Here is a 23,872-nt window from a genome sequence, read left to right as displayed (position 1 = left end):
AAATCAGCTGCGTCGCGGATTAGCCTGTGGCTGGGCAATCGGCGCCTGACGCAGGATCAGCCACAATGCCAGCGCGATCAGCGCACCGCCCTGGACGTAAGCCCACGAAAGCGGCTCATCAAGAAATATCACGCCCCACAGCACGCCAAATGGCGGGATCAGGAAGGTCACCGTCAGCGTCTTGACCGGTCCGATATCCGCCAGCAAGCGGAAGTAGAGGATGTAGGCGAACGCCGTACAGACCAGCCCCAGACCCAGCAAACTCAGCCAGACCGTCGAATTGCCCCAGCTCACCGGCGGCGCCTTCAGTATCGACAGTCCGAACAATGGCAACAGGCACAGTGCCGCACCGAGCTGGCTACCGAATGCGACCACCTCGCTGTCCAGGCCTTCGCCCTGATTGATCCAGCGGCGGGTGAGAAAGCCGCCGAAGCCATAACAGGCGGTGGCGCCCAGGCAGGCCAGCGCGCCGAGCAGCAGGTCCATACTGAATGGCACCGGTCCGATTCGCATCAGCAATGCCACGCCCCCAAGTCCGCTGAAAACGCCGACTATCTTGGCGAGCGTCAGCTCCTCGGCGAAGAACAGTGCGCCGATCAGCACGCCCATCATCGGCGTGGTGGCGTTGAATATCGCCGAGTAACCAGCCGGAACCAGTTGCGCAGCCACCGAGTACAAGGCAAACGGGATACCTGAATTGATCACGCCAAGCACCAGACACAAGCCAAGCTTGCCGCGAAAGTCCCAGCGTGTGCGAAGCAGGGCGAGGATGGCCAGCAAGCCAGCGGTTGCTAGCAGTACGCGAAAGAACGCCGTGGGAAAGGTGCCGAGCACAGGTGCGATGATGCGCAGGAACAAAAAACTCGCGCCCCAGATGGCTGCGAGGGCAAGCAGGCGAAGCATGTCGACCGGTCGCATCAGGCTGACTCCAACTCAGGAAGCTGCAAGTGTTGTCTCCCAGCCGCCAACTGGCAATCCGAAACCGACTTTCAAACTGTTGGCTGCTAAGCTCGGCGGACGTTCATGTTCGGCAGTGGGTGAATCATGGTGCAGCAGAAACTGGCCGCTGAAATGGCTCGGCAGATCCTTCTTGGCTTCGATGACTACCGTGAGCAGTTTCGCCTGATCACCGAAGGCGCCCAGACGCGCTTCGAGCAAGCGCAATGGCAGGAAGCGCAACGTGCCTCGGCAGCGAGGATCAACCTCTACGAAGAGAAGGTCAGTGAAACCCGGCGGGGATTGCTGGCCAGCTTCGATCATGCCGACCTGCTTCAGGTCGAGGCATGGCCGCAAATCAAAAGTGCGTATATCGATCTGATCAACCCGCGCTTCGACGATGAGCTGTCGGAGACCTGGTACAACTCGATCTTCTGCGGCCTGTTCAGTCATGACTGCATCAGCGACGGCACCATGTTCATCCATACCACGCGCCCCGCAGTGCGCGCCCATGAACGCCTTGCACAGACGCGCACGTACCAGCCCAACGGCGATCTGGCCGGGATGCTGAAACAACTGCTGAGTGATTACGCCTTCGCTGTCCCTTACTGCGACCTTCCCGGAGACCTGCTACGCATGCAGGCCCAGCTTCAGGAAACGCTACCCGACTGGGTCTGCAAGGACCCAGAACTCACGGTTGAGCTGTTCGTTTCCGTGCTCTATCGCAACAAGGGGGCGTATCTGCTAGGGCGCATCTTCACTTGCGACGAACAGTGGCCGCTGGTCATTCCGTTGCTGCACCGTGAGGGCGAGGGCATCGTTGCCGACGCGCTGATTACCGACGAGGCGGAGGTGTCGATCATTTTTTCCTTCACCCGCTCGTATTTCATGGTGGAGATTCCCATCCCGGCGGATTTTGTCGGCTTTCTCAAACGTATTCTGCCCGGCAAGCACATCGCTGAGTTGTATACGTCGATCGGATTCTACAAGCACGGCAAGTCGGAGTTTTACCGAGCGCTGATCGATCACCTGGCCAATACCGACGACCGCTTCGTCATGGCGCCCGGCGTGCGCGGTATGGTCATGACGGTGTTCACGCTGCCGGGTTTCAACACAGTATTCAAACTGATCAAGGATCGCTTTTCGCCGATCAAGAGCGTCAACCGTGCCACCGTGATCGAGAAGTATCGCTTGGTAAAAAGCGTCGACCGTGTAGGGCGCATGGCCGACACCCAAGAGTTCGCCGACTTCCGCTTTCCCAAGGAGAAGTTCGATCCAGAATGCCTCGCCGAGCTGCTGGAAGTCGCGCCTTCGACGGTCGAGGTGCAGGGCGATACCGTACTGGTTCGCCATTGCTGGACCGAGCGTCGCATGACACCGCTTAACCTTTACCTTGAGCACGCTAGCGAACAGCAAGTGCACGAGGTGCTGGAAGACTACGGGTTGGCCATCAAACAGCTCGCCGCCGCCAATATCTTTCCCGGCGACATGCTGCTGAAAAACTTCGGCGTCACGCGCCATGGGCGAGTGGTCTTTTATGATTACGACGAAATCTGCTTTCTCACCGAGGTGAATTTCCGCCACATCCCGCCGCCGCGTTATCCCGAGGACGAAATGGCGTCGGAGCCCTGGTACTCGGTGGGGCCGAACGATGTGTTTCCAGAAGAATTCCCTCGCTTTCTGTTCGCCGATTACGGACAACGCCGGCTTTTCGCCAGTCTGCACGGCGAACTGTATGACGCCGATTATTGGAAGGGTCTACAAGAAGCCATTCGCGGCGGCAAGGTAATCGATGTCTTCCCTTATCGACGCAAGGCGGACCGTAATTGAGCCATTTGCCGGAGCGATCGACGCGGGCGGCAGAATGTCGTTGAACGCACGTCGCTCGGATCGGTCGCAGTTGTAAAGCGCCGTAACAAAGCGACGCCAGTCCGGTGGCTTTCGGTGCAAAGCGCACGAGCGCCAGGGTGAAAGTTGGATTATGCTGACCTCGAAGCCCCCATGGCTCCGATGTAGCCCGTTATTTCGCAGGAGGGTCTGACCATGAAAGCAAGGCTCAATGAGATGTTCTGGAAGTTGGCGATCACGCTTGGCTTGATCGAACCACCTCGTATGCAACCAGTCCCCGTCCGCGCCCGGCGCGAACAGGATCGCCGTTCTTTCCGTTAATGGGGGGTGGCGCTACGCACTGGGCAGGGCGGGGCCGCCACGCTCGACGGCTCGTCTATAGGCGGGCCGCTGTTGTATGCGCTGCAAGAAACCCATCAGGCGAGGACGGCGCTCGTCCAGCCCGGCTCTGGAATGCGCCGCCTCTATCGGAAAGCTCATCTGTATGTCCGCTGCGCTGAAAGCCTCGCCAGCAAACCAGTCAGACTTTTCCAGCGCTGCCTCCATGTAATCAAGATGGGTCTTTAGCTGCGGGCCTATGAAAGCTCGATTGGCGCCCTTCGCTATTGCACGTGCTACCGGGCGGATGAAGAATGGCATTGGACCATCGCTGACCCGGTCAAACACCAACTTCAGCAGGAGCGGCGGCATGGCCGAGCCTTCGGCGTAGTGCATCCAATATCGAAAACGGCGAAATTCCGCGGTGCCGCTTTCAGGCATCAGGCGCCCGTTTCCGTATCGCTCCAACAGATACTCGAGAATGACCGCGGACTCGGCAAGCGTTAGGTCGCCATCGGTGATAACCGGCGATTTCCCAAGTGGATGAACAGCTTTCAGCTCCGCCGGTGCCAGCATTGTCTTCGGATCCCGCGCATAGCGCTTGAGCTCGTACAACAGCTCAAGCTCCTCCAGCAGCCACAGGACGCGGTGCGAGCGAGAGTGATTCAGATGATGGACGGTGATCATGCCGGTGCCTCGTGATGGGGTCGGGCCAAGCATAGTCGGTCTGCAGATTGTCGGCCGATATGGCAGACTCCGCCGCCGAGGTGATCCATGTCCCGTCCACGATGTTCGCGTTGCCAGCGCCCTTTATCCCTTTGCCTGTGTGCGCTGATACCGGCGCTGGATAGCCGCACCCGAGTGCTTGTGCTTCAGCATTCCAACGAAGCGAGCCATGCCCTGAATACGGCGCGGTTGGCGGTGTTGGGCTTGCGCAATGCCCAGCTGAGAATCGGCGAATGCTTTGAGGACGATTGCGCTGCCAGCGAACCGAGCTACCTGCTGTTTCCAGGGGACGATGCTGTACCCGTCGGCAGTATTGCCTGCGGCGAAACGCCTATACGTTTGGTCGTGCCGGATGGCACCTGGCGCAAGGCTCGCAAGATCCTGCACATCAATCCGTGGCTGGCGGCGCTGCCACGGGTAGCGCTGCCGGACGGGCTGATCTCCCGCTACCGTTTACGCAAGGCGCCGATGGCGGGCGCGTTGTCGACAGTCGAGGCGATCGTTGCAGCGCTGGATGCGCTTGAGGCTCCGAGGCGATTTGACGAGCTGCTTCGCCCGTTTGATGCGTTGATCGAAGGTCAGATCAATGCGATGGGAGAAGAGATATATCGTCGCAATCATGCAGACCGGCAATAACGTGGAGTCAACCTGGCAGCGAACTGCAAAACGCATCCAGTCGCTCCAGACTGGCACCGGGCCCACGCGCAGTTACTCCACTCCAGAATGTTTGCCGGCCGTCAGCGTTTTCTGCTTGAGAATGTACAGGGTCACAAGCGACGCACTCAGCAACATGCCTATTCGAGCCCAGATCAGCGGGACCAGCCAGCAGGAAATACCAATGCTGACCCACATCGTGGCAATTGCATACAGCTTGCCCTTGAGTGGAATGCCGTTGCCTTCCAGGTAGTCGCGAAACCAGGGGCCAAGGCGTGGGTGACCCACCAGCCAGTCGTAGAAGCGTTGCGAGCTACGCACAAAACAGGCGGCGGCCAAAAGCAGGAATGGGGTAGTGGGAAGAACTGGCAGGAAAATACCGATGACGCCCAACGCTACCGCTAGCCAGCCTGTCACCAGCAATAGCGAGCGGACCAGAGGGTTGCGGTGCTGCTGAATATCACGATGAGCCACGATGCTATCCGGGCGCGCTTTTCGGTTCGCTGCGAACCGTGTTGTGGCACCAGCTTAAGCCGGCTTCGTCGCTCATTCGCAAGTGCCGAACGGTTGAACATCGAGACATGTAGAGCAAGGATTCTCTCCATTCTGCAGTGTCCCGCCAGTGGACCGCTTTAGCGCAGCGAGAGGGCGGGCCAGGGGGCCGCGCACTGATGGCACGAGGGTGAGCTGGCGCCCACCCTCTGACTGGGTGCCACCAACCAGTCAGTGGCGGCGTGGCTTGAGTAGGGCGGGCTTTTCCTCAGGGGCGTGGCAGATCAGGTACAGCGCCGTCAGCAACTCCGGAATCTGCGCGACCATTTCGTCAACCAAGTCGGCGTCATCGGCAATGTCGGCGAACTCAGGCTGCTCGTCGAACAGGCCTGAGCCAACCATGATCGGCAGCAGCAGCTCGCTGACCTCCTCTTCGGAGTCCTCGAACCAGATCGCTTCGCGCATGAATACGCCTTCCATGAAGCCAATGCACCAGCCACGCAGGTCCGACTCGTCCGGCTCCTCGCCTAGATCCAGCTCGCAAGGCAGCTCCATATCTTCGTCGCTGGCCAGTTGGCGTGCGATGTGCGCCTTGAGCTGGATGAGCGTGGCCTCGATGGCTTCGCGTTCGGTGTCGTCCTGGTACTTGGGCGGCTCGGAGAACAGGGCGTCGATCCATTCACGCTCGGGCACCTGTTCGGAACAGATACACAGTGCTGTCAGGTAGCCATGGGCGGCGATGTAATCCAGTGCTTCCTCGTGCAGATCATCTGCATCAAGAAAGACTTGCAGGCGGGCGAGTTGCTCGGCGAATGACATCTGGAACTACCTTGGGGTTGGAAGACAGTCGGGATTCTAGACGAGGTGGGGGACGCAGGCTACTCGCCTTCCGTATGCATGCGTGTAGCGGGTTCTCATCTGCAATGGCGCAACGGTCCTGAACTACGCGGTTTGCTCGCGTATACTGCGCGCCTTGTTTCGGAGACCGGCATGCTCGACCAGGCACAGCGCATCCTCAAAGACGTATTTGGCTACGACGCGTTTCGTGGTAACCAAGGCGCGATCATCGAGCGTGTCGGTAGTGGCGGCGATGCGCTCGTGCTGATGCCGACGGGTGGCGGCAAGTCGTTGTGCTACCAGGTACCTGCGCTGTTGCGCGAAGGGCTGGCGGTGGTGGTGTCGCCCTTGATCGCGCTGATGGACGATCAGGTGGCGACCCTTGATGAGCTGGGCGTATCGGCCGTAGCGCTCAATTCGACGCTCGGCGCAGATGAGCAGCGCGACATCGCCGAGCGTATCCGGCGCAACGAGATAAAAGTGCTCTATCTGGCGCCAGAGCGGCTGGTTCAGCCGCGTATGCTGGCGTTCCTGCAACGGCTCGAAATCGCCTTGTTCGCCATCGACGAGGCGCACTGCGTGTCCCAGTGGGGGCATGACTTCCGCCCTGAGTACATGCAGCTAGGCCAGCTGTCGGAGTTATTCCCAGGCGTGCCCCGTGTTGCTCTGACCGCTACGGCGGACAAGCGCACCCGGGAAGAGATCGTTCAACGCCTGCATTTGGAGAATGCCGAGCGCTTCCTGTCGAGTTTTGACCGTCCGAACATCTTCTATCGAATCGTGCCGAAGGAGCAGCCGCGCAAGCAATTGCTGGGGTTCCTTGCCGAGCGCCGCGGTGATGCCGGCATCGTCTACTGCATGTCGCGCAAGAAGGTGGATGATCTCGCTGCGTTTCTCTCCGAGCAGGGTTTTCCCGCATTGCCCTATCACGCGGGTTTGCCCAACGAGCTGCGTGCCTATCACCAGAAGCGTTTCCTCAACGAAGAGGGGCTGATCATGGTGGCGACCATTGCGTTCGGCATGGGTATCGACAAGCCCAACGTGCGCTTCGTCGCCCACCTCGACCTGCCCAAGTCTCTCGAGGCCTACTATCAGGAAACCGGGCGGGCAGGGCGCGACGGACTGCCCGCTGACGCGTGGATGGCCTATGGCCTGCAGGATGTGATTTTCCTCAAGCAGATGCTTAACAATTCCGAGGGAGACGAGCGCCACAAGCGCGTCGAGCAACACAAGCTCGATGCAATGTTGGCGCTGTGCGAGGAGACTCGTTGTCGCCGGCAGGTGCTGCTCGCCTACTTCGATGAAGAGCTGCCAGACCCTTGCGGTCATTGCGACAATTGCGTGGATGGCGTTCAGACCTGGAATGCCACCGAGCCAGCCCGCCAGGCGCTCTCGGCGATTTACCGCAGCGGCCAGCGCTATGGCGTCGGGCACCTTGTCGATGTTCTGCTGGGGCGCGATAACGACAAGGTACGCGGCCTCGGTCATCAACATCTTTCCGTGTTTGGCGTGGGCAAAGCGCTGACGGAGCCGGAGTGGCGGTCACTTTTCCGCCAGTTGGTGGCTAGAGGGTTGGCTGACGTCGATCTCGAAGGCTTTGGTGGATTGCGTCTGAGCGACAGCTGCCGCCCATTGCTACGCGGAGAAGTGAGCCTTGAGCTGCGTCGCGAGTTGGCCAGCAAGACCGCAAAGCCGGCGGCTAGCGCGGCCAGCCAGCTGGTGCGCAGCGAGGAGCGCGAGACCTGGGAAGCGCTGCGGGCACTGCGCCGCAAGTTGGCGGAAGAGCACAGCGTACCGCCCTACGTGATCTTTCCGGACGCCACCTTGCTGGAGATGCTGCGCAGCCAGCCAGCCTCACTCTCGGACATGGCTACCGTCAGCGGGGTAGGTGCGCGCAAGCTGGAGCGATATGGCCAGGCCTTTCTTGAAGTACTGCAAGGCAACGTGGCAGCGGCCAAGTCGCCTGCCGATCTGCGCCATGAGCTGATCACCCTGGCGCGCGCCGGAATGACCCCTGCGCAAATAGCTCGTCAGCTCGACTGCAGCGAAAAGAACGTTTACAGCATGCTCGCCGAGGCGATTGGATTGCAGCAGCTAAGCCTGGAGCAAGCGCTGGATCTGCCTGAGGATTTGCTCGGGGAGATTCAGGAGGCGTTTCTCGATGGTGAGGGGGAGTTGCCACCAGTGAGCGCTGTAGCAGAGCAATTTGCCGGTCGCGTATCTGAGCAGGTGCTCTATTGCGTGCGTGCCGCATTGCAAGTCGAGTTCGAATTGTAACCAGGTGCATCGTGCTGACTGCGCTGCAGGCCGCGTCAGGGCTGCACGATGGGCTCGTTGGCTTTGGCGGTGCCATCATTACGACTTTTGCAGCCCTATCAGCGACCGAAGGTCGTCTTGCCTGCTTTTCGGAGCTGTGGTTAGCTCACTAATAATTAGTTTTTGCAGGAATGGCCGTACATGTACGCCGAGCAACATCGTTTTGCCATGCAGTTGGCGCAACTCTCGCGTGGCTGGCGCGCGGAACTGGATCGACGTCTGGCCGATCTCGGATTGTCACAGGCGCGTTGGCTGGTTCTTCTTCATCTCGCCCGTTTCGACCATGAGCCCACTCAGCGTGAGCTTGCGCAAAGCGTCGCGGTAGAGGGGCCAACCCTGGCCCGTTTGCTGGACAGTCTCGAGGCACAGGGGTTGGTGCATCGCAAAGCTTCGGCCGAAGATCGTCGGGCCAAACGGATTTCCCTGGGGGCTCCGGCACTGCCACTGATCGAGAAGATCGAGGCGATTTCCACCCAGGTTCGTCATGACGCATTTGCTGGCATCGACGAAGAGGATTTGCGCAAATGCCAGCAGGTGCATGCGCGCATCCTCGCCAATCTGGATAAACGCTGATCAGCTGAAGGTGGAGCGCGCTGGTCTACCGTGTTGATCACGGTCACCTCTTATAAGCGCCTATCGACTCCGCTTTGCTCTCCACGCAACGGCGCCAGCCGATGCGCTGCACGTTTTATCCTGTCGTGCAGGGCCTGCGTAGAATCCCCAGATCCTTGATCGATGCTCCTAGAAGCTGCGACCCAGATTCATGTAAAGCGCTTGTTCGTCCTCGTCATTGACGCCGTAACCGAAGTTAAGCGGACCTAGTGGCGTGTCGTATCCGAGGAAGATGCTGGCGGCATTTATGTAGCCGCTGTCGAAGTCATTGTCGTTGTTCCAGGCCCGGCCGCGCTCAAGGGAGCCCCCCAGATAAACCGGGAATGACAGCGGCAGGAACGATCGTGGCGTCATGCGACGGTAGTAGACCATTCGGGCCAGGCTGATGTTCTGGCCCGCCAATGCGTCCTGGCGAAAGCCTGATAGCTGGCGGGCGCCGCCAAGCAGGAAGCTTGATGTCACGACCTCTGCGTCGTCCATCGTGCGGCCATAACGCCCGCCCAGTACCCAGGTATTGGCGTCATGGCTGAGCGCCTTGTCCAGCTTGATGTTCCACTGTCGGTAGCGCTGGTCCGAGCTCAGCGTTGGGTCGTACTGACGCAGCGTCAGGCGTATGTCCTCGCCTTCGCGTGGGAAGTCGACGTTGTCCAGCGTATCGAAGGAATACTGCAGCTCGTAATAGCCTTCGGTGAAGCTGAAGTCCGGCAGGTCCCGCTCGCCGATTCGAACGTCCGCCTCGCCCCACGCCTGACCGACTCCGAAGCGGATCTCACCATTGTTGGCGATCTGGCGACCTACGTTCAGGCCGTAGCCGTAGCGCTGCAGGCGATACTCGGCAATCGGGTCGTTATCGAGAATGGACTCCACGTTCTGAGCTTCGACAAACAGGTTCGGCGCGACGAACCAGCGTGATCCGGCATCCAGCGGTTGATAGAACTCGCTGTAGAGCTCTTGCCGATCACCCAGCTGCAGGCGTGTGAGCCATTCGGCACCCAGTTCATTGATGCCGTTCTTACGATAGCTGGCGCCCAGGTTGAAGACGCTGTCCCCTCGGAAATCATCCGAGAGGCTCAGGCCGAGGCGCAGGTAGTCGGTGCCGGTACGCTTCTCACGGGCACTGATCACAAGCGTGTTGCCAAGCTTGCCACGCTGGACCCGATATTCGACACGTTCGAAATAGTCCAGACCGTAGAGCGTGCCCATGTCCTTCTGCAGATGCTCCAGGTCCAATGGGGCGCCCAGTTCCTGGCGAATATGTCGGCGGATCACTGCATCGCTGACCTTGGAGTCGTTCTCCACCTTTATCGCTGTGATAACCGGCGTGCGCGGGTCGCTGGAACGCGCCAGGCTAAGTGCCGGGTTGCCGCCACTCGGGGCGCGCATCTCGGCCAGGCGTCCTTCCAGCGCAAGCGTAGCGCGGTAGCCGGCATCGACCAGTTGCGCGGCACGGTCGAAGTCGGTAGAGCCGTAGGCGGCCAGTGGCGGCTGGATCAAGAGGTCATGCGGTTGCAGAGTGGCCAGCTGCGCCTCGGAGTTGCGGCGGGTCATCATGGTTGTAGTCTGGTTGAGTACATCGACCACCGTGAGCAGCTCCTTGCGCGGCTTGAGGGGCGTTCCGATGTCCACGACGATCAGACGGTCGACTCCCATGTCGCGGGCGACATCCATCGGAATGTTGTCAACCATGCCGCCATCTACCAGCAGGCGGCCGCCCAGCTCCACCGGCGCGAACACGGCCGGAATCGACATGCTCGCGCGAATTACCTGGGGCAGGTGGCCACGGCGAAAGATCACCTTCTCGTCGTTGGCAATATCGGTGGCTACGGCGCGGAAGGGGATCGGTAGCTGATCGAAGTCGCGGGTGTCGCTGGCATGCACCAGCAGGCGCTCGAGCAGCAGCGCAAGGTTCTGCCCTTGGATCACGCCCAGCGGAAGGCCCAGGCTACCGTCGTCGCGGAAGCTGAGCTTCTGCTTGATAAGAAAATCGCGATCATCCTGTTTGCGCCGATAGGGAATGTCCTGGCGCGGTGGGTCATCGGAGAGTACCTGTTGCCAATCGAGTGTCAGTGCAAGGCGTTCAAGCTCGGCGACGCTGTACCCCGCAGCGTACAACCCGCCGACGACGGCGCCCATGCTGGTGCCGGCGATGGCATCAATGCGTACACCTTGCTCTTCCAATGCCTTGAGCACGCCGACGTGGGCCAGCCCGCGCGCCGCGCCTCCAGACAGGACTAGCCCTGTCTTCGGTTGAGCTGATTGAGCGAACAGCAAAGGCGTGGCAAGCAGTAACAGCACGGAAATCAAAAGGCGGAGCATGGCTGAACCGACGGAGTGCGTGGTGGAAGGCGGCTATTATAGGCCGCTATGAACGCGCCGGAGACGCCACAAATGACCTTAGCCAAGCCGGAAATTGTCATCACCTATTGCACTCAGTGTCAGTGGCTGTTGCGCGCCGCCTGGCTCGCCCAGGAGTTGCTGTCGACCTTCGCCGATGATTTGGGGCGCGTTTGCCTGGTGCCTGCCACTGGCGGAACCTTCCATATCAGCTGCGACGGCGTGCAGATATGGGAACGAAAGAACGATGGTGGCTTTCCCGAGGCCAAGGAGCTCAAGCAGCGTGTGCGTGATTGCATCGACCCGCAACGCTCGCTGGGCCACAACGATCGTTGAGAGTCAGTTGATGAGTTTGGGGGCAACGCTGGGCGGGGTTTTCAGGCGGCTGGTCACAACGCTCGCGATGATGATCAAGGCGCCGCCGAGCAGCATGCGCAGTGTTGGCTGCTCATTGAACAGCCACCAGGCGAAGGCGATGCCGTAGACCGGTTCGAGGGCGAAGATCACCGAGGTCGTACGTGCTTTTAGCACCCGCAGGCTGGCCACGAACAGGCTGTGCGCCAGCCCTGTGCAGAGCACGCCCAACAGCGCCAGCCAAAGCCAGTCCTGCGCCGGTATCGCAGGGATCGCCGACCAGCTGAATGGCAGCAGGCCGGCGAGGATCGCCAAGTTCTGCCATAGAGCCGATCGAACTGGATCCAGGCCGCGGGTAACGGCGCGGTTGAGCAGCGACAGCAGGGCAAACAGCAGCCCCGACAGCACGCCATAGAGCAGCCCGGTAGTCGGGCCGCTGCTGAGGTCGAATGCCGGAGCGACCAGTAGCAAGCCGGCGCATACCACGCCGACCATGGCAAATTCCACGGCGCGGGTACGTTCGCGGAACAGCAGGCCTTCGAGCAGTACGGTAAAGGCGGGAAAGCTGGCGAAGCCCAGGGTGGCGATGCCTACGCCAGCGATCTTCACGGCAATGAAGAAGGTCAGCCAGTGCGCGCCGAGCAGCAGGCCGCCCAACGCCAATCCGGCGCGTTGCCGCCAGTTTGGCGGCGCGCCGCTGGGCCGCAACAGCTGCGTCACCAACAGTAATGCCAGAACGGCGAACAGTGCGCGGCCGAAGGTGATGATCAGCGCCGAACTGTCGGCCAGCTTGCCGAGTACGCCAGACAGACCAAACATCAGCGCGCCGAGATGGATCGCCAGCAGGGCGTTACGCGGAGTCATGGGGTGCTCGGCCTGAGCGAGCAGCACATTCCGTATGCGCCGGGGCGGGAGCGAAACAGTGGGATCATGGCTATCTGGACCTTGCGAATCAGGACCATGCTAGGCGGTCGTTGGGGGCGTGTCTGTCGCGTCAGTCATCGATTTTGTCGCGCAACTCGCGGCGCAATGCACGCGGCGTGCAACCGCGTGCGCGAACCAGCGCGGCGGTGAAGGCGCTTTGCGAGGTATAGCCTACTTGCGCGGCGATCTCGCCGATCGGCAGCCAGGTGTCGTGCAAAAGCGCCTCGGCATACTGCAGGCGCCGCTGGCGCACGTACTCCATCGGCGTTCGACCAGTCTCGCGAAGAAAGCGCGCATGCAAGCCTGCCGCTGATAATCCGGCGATACGGGCGAGGTCGGCAACCTGAAGCGGGTGTGCCAGGTGCCGGTCGATAAATGCGTCGATGGCCGCTAGCGGCAGCAGCTTCAAGTCCAGGGACGCTTCCTGTGCGCCAGCCAGGCTTGCCAGCAACAGCACAGTACCTTGTTCGGCGATTACCGAATCATTGATGGGGCTGCTCGCCAGCCAGGCAATGAGGTTCTGCTGGGGCGGGGCGAGGTGCAAGGTGCCGGGGCGTTCAAGCAGGCGTAGGCTGGCCTCTGTGTGGTGGCCCAAGCGCTGGTGAACCCAGCCCTCGGATGGAAGGTCAAGCACCAGGCAGTGACTGCCGGTGGCGCTGGCGCAGGCGTGGTGGGTGGCAGAGGGTATCACCGCCAAACCCCGCTCGCCGACGCAGCTGCCGCGCCCGGCGATCTCGAACTCCAGCAGTCCCTTGAGGCCGAATACCAGCTGCGGGTGATCGTGGCTATGAGCAATGAGGTCGTGGCGGTAGTTGCGCAGCGATAGCATCTGACGGAGGTCTCGGAAGCAGCCAGCATGCCGTGCAGCGCACGGCTGGCAGACTGTGGATCAGAAGATCAGAGGATGACCTTGTCGCGTAACTTCTCAGCAGCCTGCTGCAGTGCCTGGATCACGCGTTCCTTGTCGAAATTCTGCACGCCATTGGTGTCCAGGTACATGGAGAAGCCGGGCAGTTCGTGTTCCAGGAAGCTGCAGGTCGCGCCAAGGTCGCGGCGGAAATCCACTACTTGATAGATCTGCACCGGGCGAGAGAAGCCTTTGACCGGAATCTGTCCCTTGTCGCGGCACATGATCACGTCCTTGATCAGCGAATAGGTTTCATGGGAAACCAGGATCTCGCTGGCCTCGGCTGAGCTTTCCAGGCGACTGGCCAGGTTCACTTCGCGGCCGATGATGGTGTAGTCCATTCGGGTGTCGGCGCCGAAGTTGCCCACCGTGCAGTAGCCGGTGTTGATGCCCATGCGGATTTCCATAGGCTTGGTGATGCCTTGGGCGCGCCATTGCTGGCGCAGCACCTTCATGTGCTTGCGCATGGCGATGGCCATGGACACTGCTGCCACCGCGTCTTTTTTCGCGCCCTGGCTGGATGGGTCACCAAAGAACACCATCACGCAGTCGCCGACGAACTTGTCGATGGTGCCGCCATATTTGAGGGCGATCTTCGACATCTCGTTGAGGTAGTTGTTGAGCAGGTCGGTGAGGGCTTCGGCTTCCAACTCTTCGGCAAGCTCGGTGAAGCCCTTGATGTCGGAAAAGAACACCGTGAGTCGCTTGCGTTGAGTTTCCAGACGAACGCTACGCTTGCCGGTGAAGATCGATTCCCAAACCTGTGGTGAGAGATATTTTGCGAGGTTGCGGGCCAGGCGCGCGGCCTTGGCCTGTTCCGTTTCAATTTCCTTGCGGGCCTGGGCCAGGCGCTGTCCCTGCTGGTGAACGAAGTAGGCCGTGGCACAGACGTAGAAGCCGGTGAACAAGATGCTGACCAGCGAAACCAGCGGCGGCGTTGTGCCCTGATACTGCAGGGGGGCCACCAGAAAGGCCAGGCCAACACCGACTGTCACGCATGCCAGCGCCAGCGCCAGGTTGCGCAGACTGCCGATCACCAGCGCGCTAAAAGCGAGCGTGAGCAGAAACATCAGGCTGGGTACGATCGAGAAACCGAGCAGCAGGATGCCCGCGCCAGCATTCAGTGCGTCCAGGCAGAGCAGCGTCTGCGAGGTGCGTTCGGGATGATCGCGTTTGAATCGATAGCTCAGGTGATAGGCCAAATGCGGATAGAGCAAGGCGTACGGCACCATCCACAGCAGTTCCATCGAGAAATAATGGGTGTAGGTGCCTGCCGCGAGCGTGGCGGCGCAAGTCAGGTACGCGATTACTCGGGAGTAATACTCGCGCAACGGACGAGTGGCGAGGCCATTGCGGCGCTCAACCGTGGTGGAATTCATGTATGTGTACGGTTCCTGATGGTTTGTCGACGCCTTTTCCCCATGCGCCTAGCAGACTGACGCTGAACTCTATGGTCTCGTCACGCTGCTGATGACGAACGTATCGAGTGCTTCAATGTTCAGTCTTGCGGCTGCTGAGTCAGCTCGGCGATGGCCGACTCGTGCAACAGCCGCCTGATCATAACCAAGCAGGACCACATCGCCAAACCACAGCTTGAAAACAGCCGCGGCACTGGTCGGATATGTCGGTGTCGTCGCACTCAGAAGTGGACGCGACCGATCAACATGTCTCTGAACATCACCCAATCGCCCAGAAAGCTGTACAGCGGGTACTGGAATGTCGCAGGGCGATTCTTCTCGAAAACGAAATGGCCGACCCAGGCAAATCCATAACCGGCCACTGGTATGGCGAGCAACCAGGCCCACTGTTGGGTGGCCAGCGCGTAACCAAGAATTGCCAGCACCAGCAGGCTGCCTGCGAAATGCAGTCGACGACAGGTCCGATTGCTGTGCTCGGCGAGATAGAACGGGTAAAAATCGGCAAAGCTGGTGAAGCGTTCGGCGGTTTGCGTACTCATGGCGTACCTCCTGTTATTGTCGTCGCACAGCTTAGTCAGCTAACGCCTTGCGAGTCAGTGACAATCAGGGCCAGTTTAGTTGCCTTGCACACAGCTGCCTTACCATCCGTAGAACAAGAAGCAACATGACCGAACGCACCACTTCCTCGAGCTGGGCACAGGGAATAGTCCAGACTCTCGAGTCGGCAGGGATCGACTGCCGCCAGTTGTTCAGCGAGCTGAATCTGGATTACACGGCTTTGAGTGACGCCGATGCTCGCTTTGCGCAGGACGATATGACCCGCCTGTGGCATCGCGCCGTGGCTGTTTCCGGAAATCCTGCCATCGGCTTGGATATGGCGCGGCAGGTGCGGCCGGCGGCGCTGAATGTGGTTGGTTATGCGCTGATGTCGAGCCGTAATCTAAAGGAGGGCTTTGCCAGGCTGGTGCGTTACCAGCGGATCATTGCTGAGGGGGCAGACCTGGATTTTCAGCAGTGTTCGCAAGTTTACCGTCTGAGTTTGACGATCCAGGGTGATCGGCTTCCACCGGCCCGGCAAAGTGCCGAAGGCTCGCTTGCGGGCTGTTTGACCTTTTGCCGCTGGTTGACTGGAACGGCGCTGCAGCCGTTAGAGGTGAGTTTTCAGGGGCGCGCGCCGCGTGATCTGGAGCCTTATCAGCGACTGTTTCAAGCGCCGCTGCGTTTCGAGGCGCCCCGCTACGCGCTGCTGTTCTGCCAAGTTGATGTAGAAATGCCATTACCGACGGCCAATGAAGCACTGGCGCAGTTGCATGACCGTTTCGCCGGCGACTATCTGGCGCGCTTCGCTGATACCCGGATCATGCATCGCGCGCGTCAGATTCTCTGCCGGGTGCTGCCGCAAGGTGAGCCCAGGCGCGAAGCGGTCGCGCAGGCGCTTTGCCTCTCCGAGCGCACGCTGCAGCGGCGTATGCACGATGAGGGCAGCAGTTTTCAGAAATTGCTGGATGACACGCGTCGCGATCTGGCGGAGCAGTACCTGGCCCAGCCCAATCTCGCACCGCTGGAAATCGCCTACCTGCTTGGCTTCGCCGATCCGAGCAATTTCTATCGGGCCTTCAAGCGCTGGTTCGGCGTGACGCCCGGTGAGTATCGTCAACGCGTGCGGCCCCTTCGCTAATGATCTGGATGCGTGCGCATAGCCTTAACTACAGCGAATCGGTTACATCTATGCGCCTTCTCATGTAACGGAGATCCAAATTGGCCACCAGCCTTCTTGCGCTGCTCGACGATATTGCGAGCGTACTCGACGATGTATCGGTAATGACCAAGGTGGCGGCAAAGAAGACCGCCGGCGTGCTGGGCGATGATCTTGCCCTCAATGCGCAGCAGGTGACAGGCGTGAAGGCCGACCGCGAGCTGCCCGTTGTGTGGGCGGTGGCCAAGGGCTCGTTTCGCAACAAAGCTATTCTGGTCCCCGCTGCGCTGCTGATCAGCGCGTTCCTGCCGTGGGCGATTACGCCGCTGCTGATGCTCGGTGGCGCTTTTCTCTGCTACGAGGGGTTCGAGAAGCTGGCGCACCGCTTTCTGCATACCGCGCGCAGTGGTCACGCGGAGACGGCGAAAGCACTCGCCGACCCGTCCGTAGACATGGTGGTGTTCGAAAAACGCAAGATCAGCGGCGCCGTGCGTACAGACTTCATTTTGTCTGCAGAGATCATTGCCATTACCTTGGGCACGGTCGCTGCAGCTTCCTTTAGTCAGCAGGTGATGGTGCTGGTGGGGATCGCCATCCTGATGACGGTTGGCGTCTACGGCCTCGTGGCGGCTATCGTCAAGCTCGATGATCTCGGCCTGGCTTTGAGCAAGCGCGCAAGTGGCCTGGCAAGCGCCACTGGCCGAGGCATCCTGCGCGTCGCGCCCTGGCTGATGAAGTTCCTATCGGTCATAGGCACCGCGGCCATGTTCATGGTGGGTGGCGGTATTCTCACCCACGGTATTCGCGCCGTGCACCACTTCATCGAGAGTAGCGCCCATGACGCCCTAGGGTTGCCTTACCTGGGTGCCGTCCTGGGTGGTCTGCTGCCGACGCTGCTCGATGCCGCGTTCGGCATGGTCGTCGGCGGTGCCGTGCTCACGCTGGTTACCCTGGGGCAACGACTGTTCAGACGAGACTCCGGAACCGCCGCCTGATCAATGCCGCCAGAATGCAGGGGTCAGCAACACCAGCACGGTGATGATTTCCAGGCGGCCGAGCAGCATGCCTATCGACAGCAGCCATTTGGCGGCATCAGGCAATGTTGAGAAATTGCCCGCCGGACCGATGATTTCACCCAGGCCAGGGCCGACATTGCACACTGCTGTGGCGGCGCCGGTAAGCGCGGTGATCGGGTCGAGCCCCAGCAGCGCCAGACATAGCGCCAGTACACCGATGGTCATGGTGATGAAGAACGAGAACGTGAGAATCGAGCGAACGATTTCTTCGTCAAGGTTGTGGCCGTTGTATTGCTGGCGAATCACCGCGCGTGGGTGAATCAGCTGTTTGAAGTTGGCGCGCAGCAGTGAGTAGGCCACCTGGAATCGGAACATTTTCAGGCCGCCTGACGTCGAGCCCGAGCAGCCGCCGACAAAGGTGAGGTAGAAAAACACCATGACGGCGAATCCGCCCCACTGGGTGTAATCGTCAACCGCAAATCCGGTTGTGGTCACTACTGAAACCACGCTGAAGGTGACGACGCGCAGCGCATCCAGCATAGGGATTTCATTGTTCAACCAGTACCAGCCGCTGAACAGCAGGCTCGTCACCGTCAGCATCACCACAAAACCGCGGACCTGCTGATCTCTGAACAAGGCCGTGCGGTTACCGCGCAGCGTCATTACGTACAGGGTGAACGGCAGACTGCCGAGGAGCATAAAGAACACTGCGACCCAATGGGCTGACGGTCCGAACTTGCCCATCGACGCATCTGAGGTTGAAAAGCCGCCTGTTGCCACGGTGGACATCGCATGGTTGATGGCATCGAACGGGCTCATGCCGGCCAGCAGGAACGCGACGAATGCTGCCAGGGTGAAAACCGCATAAATCGTAATGAGGTATCGACCGGCCACGTGTGAGCGCGGCATGACTTTTTCCGACCAGTCCGAAGATTCGGTCTGGAACAGCCGCATCCCGCCGACCCGCAACAGCGGCAGAATGGCAATCGCCATTCCAATAAAGCCGATACCGCCCAGCCAATGCAGCAGCGAGCGCCACATGAGCAGGCCCGGCGATAGGCTGTCCAGCCCTGATAGCACCGTGGCGCCGGTGGTGGTGATGCCCGACATGGTTTCGAAGAAGGCGTCGGAATAGCTGATGTGTTGGGTCAGCATCAGTGGCAGTGCGGCGAAGCAGCACACCGCTACCCAGCTCAGCGTCGTCAGGAAATACATGTCTCGCGGACGCAGGTTGGTATTGGCTGGCCGTCCTGGAGCAACCAGCGCGAAGCCGCAGGAAAAGGTGATCAGGCTCGACCAGATGAATGCCTGCAGGTCATCGGTTCGTTCGAAGCTCAGCAGCGTGAGCATCGGGACGATCATGCTGACGGCGAGGGTGATCAGGAATATGCCGAGAATGAAACCGATGATGCGCAGTGTCGGCAGGGCCATGTAGAGGTGCTCGGCACGGTGGAAGAGGGCGGTCATTCTACTCGTGTCTTGGTGCCAGTAAACCGCTGCGCGGCCCGTCGCAAAAATGTTTTCGATGGGAGCTCGCAGCCCCTTCCCAAGGCCGTTGCCATGAATAGAATAGCCGCCGGGGCGCCGGCCCTTTCCGGTTTCTGGGTGTTCACCTGCCATGTCCATCGACAATCCCTGTCTCACGTGCGGCGCATGCTGCGCGTACTTCCGTGTGTCCTTCTATTTTGGTGAATGCATGTCGGCCGGCGGTGCGGTTCCTGACCACCTGACGGTTCAGGTCTCGCCCTTTCATGTGGCCATGCTTGGCACTGACAGCAAGCCATCTCGCTGCGTAGGGCTACTGGGTGACGTGGGGTGCGGGGTGCGCTGCAGTATGTATGAGCAGCGATCGAGCGCTTGTCGCGAGTTCGAGGCGTCCTGGGAGCATGGCGAGCATAATCCTCGTTGCGACACGGCACGCGCAGCGCATGGGTTGCCACCGCTGATGCCACCATTGCAGCCACAGATTTCTCCAGATCAGGTGGCCTGAGCCGTGTAATTGCGGCGGGGGTGTGGTTGCCGCTAACCCGCCATCACTCGCGGTAACGCGGCAACACCCTCTAGAATGTCCGACCCCTTTAGGAGGTAATGGATGGACGCTCTGGACCTGCTGCTAAATCGCGTATCTGTCACTCGCCTATGCGAGCCGGCCCCTGATGCCGCTCAACTCGACCTGCTCTTTCGCGCAGCGCTACGTGCCCCGGATCACGGACAGCTGCATCCCTGGCGCTTCCTGACCATCGAGGGCGATGCGCGTCACAAGCTTGGTGAGTTGTTTGCCCGAGCACTGCAGTCGTGGGAGCCCGACGCTTCGGAGCAAGCGCTGCAGAAAGCGCGGAACATGCCGCTGCGAGCGCCGATGCTTATTGTGGTGATCGCCAGCGTGAAGGCGCATCCGAAGGTGCCGGAACACGAACAGCTGCTTGCCGTCGGCTGTGCGGCCCACGGACTATTGCTGGCCGCCCATGCCCAGGGAATTGGTGCCGTGTGGCGCACAGGCGAATTCTCCTATGACCCTCAGGTACTCAGCGGCCTGGGCTTGAGCCAACAAGAGCGCTTGCTGGGCTTCATATATATCGGGACACCGGAAGGGCGCGTGCGCGCCGCTCCAGTGCTCGAACCGCAGGCGTTCGTCAGCGACTGGGGCGGTCAGCAGGACGCTTAAGCGTCTGCAGCGCTGGGCTGGGCACCAGATACTGGCAAGCGCAGCCTGGCAATGAAGCCGCCGTCGGGATGGTTGGCCAATTGCAGTTGCCCGCCGTGGCGCTCTGCCGCGCGGCGGGCAATCGCCAGTCCAAGGCCATGACCGGCGGCCGTCTGCCCCGGGGCGCGGAAGAATGGTTCGCTCAGTTGCGGCAGGTATTCCTCGGCTACGCCGGGACCGTGATCACGGACACTCAGTACCAGTTCGTTGCCCTCACGCTGCGCGCGCAGCTCGATCGGCATCCCTTCGGGGTTGAAGCGCAGCGCATTGCGCAACAGGTTGTCCAGCGCACGCTCCAGCATTTCAGACCAGCCGCTCAGTCGCACGTCGGGCTCCACCCGGCTGTCGATGCGTTGAGCTGGACAGATGATGCGAGCGTTGTCCTTCAGTTGCTCGAACATCGACGGCAGGTCTACGGGGGTAACTGCGCCAGGTTCAGCATCAAGGCGCGAGAGCTCGAGAATCTCGCTGATCAACGCTTCCAGTCGATCGCACTCTTTGGCCAGACGCGGCCAGATCACTTCTCGCTCGCTCGGGCTGGCGCGCTCTGCGAGTGCCTGGGCTATGCGCAGCCGGGCAAGCGGTGAGCGCAGTTCATGGGACACATCGCGCAGTAGCTGGCGTTGGCTGCTGATCAGTGCCTGCAGCCGCGCGCCCATGCGGTTGAAGTCGTTCGCCAGCACGCCGAGCTCATCGCGCCGCGTGGCCAGCCGGGCCAATGACTGCTGCTGATAGGTGGTCTGGCCGAGGTCATGCACTGCGCGGCGAAGGCGATCCAGCGGTCGGGTGATGGAAAGGGTAAGCAGCAGGCTGAAGCCCGTCAGTACAACCAGGGCGATGCCCAGGGCGCTCAAGGGCCAGGCCAGACTTCCACGGTGCCAAGCCTGCAGTTCGGGATGTGGGATGCGGTAGATGAATAGATAGGTTTCGCCACTATTGGGGCTGATGTAATCGGCAGTCAGGCGCCGCCAGGGTAGGTGACGCTCGCGGTCCTGATGGCGTGCTTCAAGTGCGGCAGCGCGGTCAGAGAAAGTGCCGCGGATAATCGGTTGACCGTTCTCCGCCAGTACCTGTACGTCGACGCGGGAGCGATGCCGGCGTTGCTCGAGCAGGCGTTGCGCGGCAATCGGGCCCTGGCGTTCATAAACCTCGGTCCAGGTCTCGGCGAGCCCCTGCAGCGCCGGGTGGCGGCTGAGAATCCAGGCATCCTGATTAAGCGCATGGCCGAGCAGCATGGCCAGGCCGGCCACCAAGGCTATGGCCAGCCAGAACGTCGCGAGTATGCGCCAGAACAGTGATCGCACTGGTCCTCTCCACAGCAATAGCCCGGTCAGCTCCGCGCTGTCATCACAAATGACGGGCGGACGCTGCCGGGCAGTTTAACGAAGGCGTCCTAGGATCAGTTCTTCTGATCGCGGTCAGCTTTCCACTTGAGGAATTCGGCGCGTTCGGCGCGCTTCTCTTCCATTTTTTTGATGCTTTCGTCGAAGGCTTTCTGCTGCTCGGGCTTGAGTTGGGCACGCATGCTCTGGTGAGTCTTTTCGCGGCTGGCTTCAAGGTCCTTCTGCATGGCCTTGCGATCGGCTTCGGGCAGCTTGTCGAGATAGCGCTGGGTGATTTCCTTATGCTGCTTCATTTGCTGGCCCATCAGCTTGCGCATTTCGCGCTGCTGTTCCTTGGTCAGGTCCAGGTCCTGAAACATGTGCGGCGCCTTCTTGCCACCGTGATGGCCGTCGTGCATGCCGCCGGGCATCGCGAATGCAAAGGTCGGCAGGGCTGCGGCGAACAGTAGGGCTACGAGTGATTTGCGCATGGTGAAAACTCTCCTATGTAGGGAAACCGGCCGTGCCGCCGCGCTATCCAGATGGGCGCTGACGGCAGGTCTGTGACCGGATGAGTTCAGTCTACGCAGTGCAAGGTCAAGAGCGGTCAGCCCACGGTAAAGGCTGGGTAAAGACGTTAGGCCGAGTAAAGATAGCCGCGGCTGCGTAACGCGACGATGCGCGGACTGCCGTCGGTATGCGGTCCAAGCTTGCGACGCAGGTTGCTGACATGCATGTCCAGGCTGCGATCATAGAGGGTCAGTTTGCGACCCAGCGCATGCTGGGCGAGGGTTTGCTTGTCGATCGGCTCCCCGGGTTGCGCCAGCAATGTCTCGAGAATGCGGCCTTCGGACAGGGTAAGGCTGACGTCGTGGCCGCCAACGCTGGCGACGCCGCGGGCGGGGCTGTAACACAGATCACCGAGCTCGACCTGGCTGGGTGCTGCGGCTGGGTGACTTCGACGCAGTACGGCGCGCAGACGTGCGGTGAGTTCGCGAGGGTCGCAGGGCTTGGCCAGGTAATCGTCGGCGCCAAGCTCCAGACCGAGAATGCGGTCCAGCGGTTCGCCACGCCCCGAGAGCATCAGCACCGGCAGCTCGGGATGTTCGCTGCGTAGCTGCTTGAGTAGTTCCAGGCCACTGCCGTCCGGGAGCATAACGTCCAGGATGACTGCCGCTGGTTGGTGTTGCGCCAGCGCCTGCCGTGCGCTCTGGCCATCGTGGCAGGCGTGGGCGACGAAACCTTCTTGCGCGAGCCAGCTGATCAACAGCTCGCACAACTCCTGGTCGTCGTCGATAAGCAGTAATTCACTCATTTCAGCTCTGGCACTCAGTTGAGCCACTGGCGACGGCGGCGGCCGCGCGTTACCAGCAGGCCTAGGGTGAAACTGATGACTCCGACTGCGCCGCCAACGGCGAACCATTGCTGCTGCTCGCTCAACATGGCTGGCAGCACTTTCGCCTGTTCGGTCTGCAGTTGCAGGCGCAGCCGTCTGTTCTCCTCGCGCAAGCGCAGCAGCAGTGCCTCAGTGGTATCGCCGGCCAGGCCTGCAAGTTGCGGTTCGGCTTCGACTTCCAACGCCTCGAACTCAATGGAGTCAGTGGGTTCGGTCACTGTTGTGGGAGGCTCTATCGGCTCTTCCTGGGCATGCAGCGCGGGGGCGAGCAGGGACAGGGCAAACAGCAGGGAAAGCGGTCGTTGACGCATCGGAACTCCTATTTCCTATCGAGGCCGTGGTACTCCAGCGGCCGGGCAGATTCGCTATCCCGGCTGTGTCGGCTCAGGGCAGCACTTTCTTGAAGGGCTTGACTACCACGCTCACGTAGACGCCCGCAGCTTTATAGGGATCTGCGTCCGCCCACTGCTGCGCTGCTTCGAGGGAGTCGAACTCGGCAACCACCAGGCTGCCGCTGAAACCGGCTTCGCCCGGATCATTGCTGTCGATGGCCGGGTGCGGACCGGCGAGAACCAGGCGGCCTTCGTTCTTCAGTTGCTCTAGGCGGGCCAGATGGGCTGGGCGAGTGGCGAGGCGGTCCTGCAGGGAATTCGGTGCGTCGGTGGCGATAACGGCGTACAGCATGGTCGTTCCTCGTTCGCGTGGGTTGCGTCTGTAAGCGGAATTGAAAGCCCGGTGGCGACTTGGCTGACGCCCTGTCCGAGGCCTCATGGCGCGTGGCAGCTGCCTCTGCGGCATAGCGCGCCATCATAGCAAACGGCGCTGAAGGCGGAAGCGCTGCGCTTGATCTGGCGTATCGCCCACCGCACGGCAAACAGGATTGGTGGTCGAATCAGCTGCGAAGGGAGGCATGCCGGCAGTGGTTCCATCGTGCGATGACACGAGGCAAGCCAAAGCTCTGGCGCGGCGTTAGACTAGTCGGCCGTTTTTACCTGAGCGTCTGGTTTCCAGCGATGGCAGCCAGTTGACCATCTTTGCGCCAGGTCTCACGGTTCTTTCTCG

General features: G+C 60.8%; 25 protein-coding genes. 10 read left to right on the top strand and 15 right to left on the bottom strand.

From position 1 onward, the window contains the following. Nucleotides 1-3: 3 nt before the first annotated feature. Nucleotides 4-918 carry a DMT family transporter gene (locus CXK91_RS21010; RefSeq protein ID WP_103457951.1) on the bottom strand — a complete coding sequence of 305 codons (915 nt, stop codon included), beginning with the start codon at nt 916-918 and terminating at the stop codon, nt 4-6. Between the two features lie 126 nt (nt 919-1,044). Between CXK91_RS21010 and aceK the strand changes: the two genes are divergently transcribed. Continuing rightward, nucleotides 1,045-2,766 (top strand): bifunctional isocitrate dehydrogenase kinase/phosphatase, encoded by a 1,722-nt coding sequence (gene aceK / locus CXK91_RS21005; protein ID WP_103457950.1) that lies wholly within the window; start codon nt 1,045-1,047, stop codon nt 2,764-2,766. Between the two features lie 213 nt (nt 2,767-2,979). Then, nucleotides 2,980-3,105, top strand: coding sequence for a PA1414 family protein (locus CXK91_RS23025; protein WP_336440693.1), 126 nt, complete (start codon nt 2,980-2,982; stop codon nt 3,103-3,105). Between the two features lie 12 nt (nt 3,106-3,117). Here CXK91_RS23025 and CXK91_RS21000 read toward each other — a convergent pair whose 3' ends face one another. After that, nucleotides 3,118-3,789, bottom strand: a complete 672-nt coding sequence (locus CXK91_RS21000) for a glutathione S-transferase (RefSeq protein WP_103457949.1) — start codon at nt 3,787-3,789, stop codon at nt 3,118-3,120. A gap of 87 nt (nt 3,790-3,876) precedes the next feature. On the opposite strand from CXK91_RS21000, the gene CXK91_RS20995 reads away from it, so the two are divergent. Further along, complete coding sequence (locus CXK91_RS20995) at nt 3,877-4,464, top strand: tRNA-uridine aminocarboxypropyltransferase (protein ID WP_103457948.1); 588 nt, start codon at nt 3,877-3,879, stop codon at nt 4,462-4,464. A 72-nt stretch (nt 4,465-4,536) separates the two neighbouring features. On the opposite strand, the gene CXK91_RS20990 is transcribed toward CXK91_RS20995, so the two are convergent. Next, nucleotides 4,537-4,956: a YbaN family protein gene (locus CXK91_RS20990; RefSeq protein ID WP_103457947.1), complete on the bottom strand. Its 420-nt coding sequence runs from the start codon at nt 4,954-4,956 to the stop codon at nt 4,537-4,539. A 249-nt stretch (nt 4,957-5,205) separates the two neighbouring features. Next, nucleotides 5,206-5,793, bottom strand: coding sequence for a YecA family protein (locus CXK91_RS20985; protein ID WP_003280617.1), 588 nt, complete (start codon nt 5,791-5,793; stop codon nt 5,206-5,208). A gap of 171 nt (nt 5,794-5,964) precedes the next feature. Here CXK91_RS20985 and recQ point away from each other — a divergent pair, with 171 nt between their 5' ends. Both recQ and CXK91_RS20975 read left to right on the top strand, forming a co-directional pair. After that, nucleotides 5,965-8,088 (top strand): DNA helicase RecQ, encoded by a 2,124-nt coding sequence (gene recQ / locus CXK91_RS20980; protein ID WP_103457946.1) that lies wholly within the window; start codon nt 5,965-5,967, stop codon nt 8,086-8,088. A gap of 180 nt (nt 8,089-8,268) precedes the next feature. Then, nucleotides 8,269-8,700, top strand: a complete 432-nt coding sequence (locus CXK91_RS20975) for a MarR family transcriptional regulator (protein WP_003280620.1) — start codon at nt 8,269-8,271, stop codon at nt 8,698-8,700. A 168-nt stretch (nt 8,701-8,868) separates the two neighbouring features. Here CXK91_RS20975 and CXK91_RS20970 read toward each other — a convergent pair whose 3' ends face one another. Then, nucleotides 8,869-11,055, bottom strand: a complete 2,187-nt coding sequence (locus CXK91_RS20970) for a patatin-like phospholipase family protein (protein WP_103457945.1) — start codon at nt 11,053-11,055, stop codon at nt 8,869-8,871. Between the two features lie 72 nt (nt 11,056-11,127). Here CXK91_RS20970 and CXK91_RS20965 point away from each other — a divergent pair, with 72 nt between their 5' ends. Next, nucleotides 11,128-11,409 (top strand): SelT/SelW/SelH family protein, encoded by a 282-nt coding sequence (locus CXK91_RS20965; protein ID WP_103457944.1) that lies wholly within the window; start codon nt 11,128-11,130, stop codon nt 11,407-11,409. A 3-nt stretch (nt 11,410-11,412) separates the two neighbouring features. On the opposite strand, the gene CXK91_RS20960 is transcribed toward CXK91_RS20965, so the two are convergent. From CXK91_RS20960 to CXK91_RS20945, 4 genes are all read right to left on the bottom strand, one after another. Further along, nucleotides 11,413-12,291 (bottom strand): DMT family transporter, encoded by an 879-nt coding sequence (locus CXK91_RS20960; protein ID WP_103457943.1) that lies wholly within the window; start codon nt 12,289-12,291, stop codon nt 11,413-11,415. A 130-nt stretch (nt 12,292-12,421) separates the two neighbouring features. Continuing rightward, nucleotides 12,422-13,180, bottom strand: coding sequence for an AraC family transcriptional regulator (locus tag CXK91_RS20955; protein WP_103457942.1), 759 nt, complete (start codon nt 13,178-13,180; stop codon nt 12,422-12,424). Nucleotides 13,181-13,248: 68 nt separating this feature from the next. Then, nucleotides 13,249-14,637 (bottom strand): adenylate/guanylate cyclase domain-containing protein, encoded by a 1,389-nt coding sequence (locus CXK91_RS20950; RefSeq protein WP_103457941.1) that lies wholly within the window; start codon nt 14,635-14,637, stop codon nt 13,249-13,251. A 260-nt stretch (nt 14,638-14,897) separates the two neighbouring features. After that, nucleotides 14,898-15,215 carry an Mpo1-like protein gene (locus CXK91_RS20945; RefSeq protein ID WP_103457940.1) on the bottom strand — a complete coding sequence of 106 codons (318 nt, stop codon included), beginning with the start codon at nt 15,213-15,215 and terminating at the stop codon, nt 14,898-14,900. Between the two features lie 125 nt (nt 15,216-15,340). Here CXK91_RS20945 and CXK91_RS20940 point away from each other — a divergent pair, with 125 nt between their 5' ends. Continuing rightward, nucleotides 15,341-16,354: an AraC family transcriptional regulator gene (locus CXK91_RS20940; protein WP_103457939.1), complete on the top strand. Its 1,014-nt coding sequence runs from the start codon at nt 15,341-15,343 to the stop codon at nt 16,352-16,354. 80 nt (nt 16,355-16,434) lie between these two features. Further along, the gene (locus CXK91_RS20935) at nt 16,435-17,367 is read left to right on the top strand and encodes a DUF808 domain-containing protein (protein ID WP_103457938.1); all 933 of its coding nucleotides are present in this window, start codon (nt 16,435-16,437) and stop codon (nt 17,365-17,367) included. Here the strand turns inward: CXK91_RS20935 and CXK91_RS20930 are convergent, their stop codons facing one another. After that, nucleotides 17,368-18,819, bottom strand: coding sequence for a TrkH family potassium uptake protein (locus tag CXK91_RS20930; protein ID WP_103457996.1), 1,452 nt, complete (start codon nt 18,817-18,819; stop codon nt 17,368-17,370). Between the two features lie 187 nt (nt 18,820-19,006). Here CXK91_RS20930 and CXK91_RS20925 point away from each other — a divergent pair, with 187 nt between their 5' ends. Both CXK91_RS20925 and CXK91_RS20920 read left to right on the top strand, forming a co-directional pair. Continuing rightward, nucleotides 19,007-19,378 carry a YkgJ family cysteine cluster protein gene (locus tag CXK91_RS20925; protein WP_103457937.1) on the top strand — a complete coding sequence of 124 codons (372 nt, stop codon included), beginning with the start codon at nt 19,007-19,009 and terminating at the stop codon, nt 19,376-19,378. A gap of 102 nt (nt 19,379-19,480) precedes the next feature. Next, nucleotides 19,481-20,053, top strand: coding sequence for an NAD(P)H nitroreductase (locus CXK91_RS20920; protein WP_103457936.1), 573 nt, complete (start codon nt 19,481-19,483; stop codon nt 20,051-20,053). Here CXK91_RS20920 and CXK91_RS20915 read toward each other — a convergent pair. The 5 genes from CXK91_RS20915 to CXK91_RS20895 form a co-directional block, all read right to left on the bottom strand. Next, the gene (locus CXK91_RS20915; protein ID WP_103457935.1) at nt 20,050-21,396 is read right to left on the bottom strand and encodes a sensor histidine kinase; all 1,347 of its coding nucleotides are present in this window, start codon (nt 21,394-21,396) and stop codon (nt 20,050-20,052) included. The two genes, CXK91_RS20920 and CXK91_RS20915, sit on opposite strands and share 4 nt — an antisense overlap. Nucleotides 21,397-21,491: 95 nt before the next feature. Continuing rightward, entirely contained in the window at nt 21,492-21,905 is a 414-nt protein-coding gene (locus CXK91_RS20910) for a P pilus assembly/Cpx signaling pathway, periplasmic inhibitor/zinc-resistance associated protein (protein ID WP_103457934.1), read from the bottom strand. Nucleotides 21,906-22,051: 146 nt separating this feature from the next. Then, entirely contained in the window at nt 22,052-22,729 is a 678-nt protein-coding gene (locus CXK91_RS20905) for a response regulator transcription factor (protein WP_103457933.1), read from the bottom strand. A gap of 14 nt (nt 22,730-22,743) precedes the next feature. Next, nucleotides 22,744-23,121: a hypothetical protein gene (locus CXK91_RS20900; protein ID WP_103457932.1), complete on the bottom strand. Its 378-nt coding sequence runs from the start codon at nt 23,119-23,121 to the stop codon at nt 22,744-22,746. A 73-nt stretch (nt 23,122-23,194) separates the two neighbouring features. Then, a complete protein-coding gene (locus CXK91_RS20895; protein WP_003280644.1) occupies nt 23,195-23,494 on the bottom strand; it encodes a YciI family protein in 300 nt (99 codons plus the stop codon). Between the last annotated feature and the right edge of the window lie 378 nt (nt 23,495-23,872).

Origin of the sequence: Stutzerimonas stutzeri (assembly GCF_002909485.1) — a bacterium.
GTDB classification, from domain to species: Bacteria; Pseudomonadota; Gammaproteobacteria; order Pseudomonadales; family Pseudomonadaceae; genus Stutzerimonas; species Stutzerimonas stutzeri_AH.
Note: the sequence above shows the minus strand (reverse complement) of the source record. Positions and strands in the feature narration are given on the sequence as shown.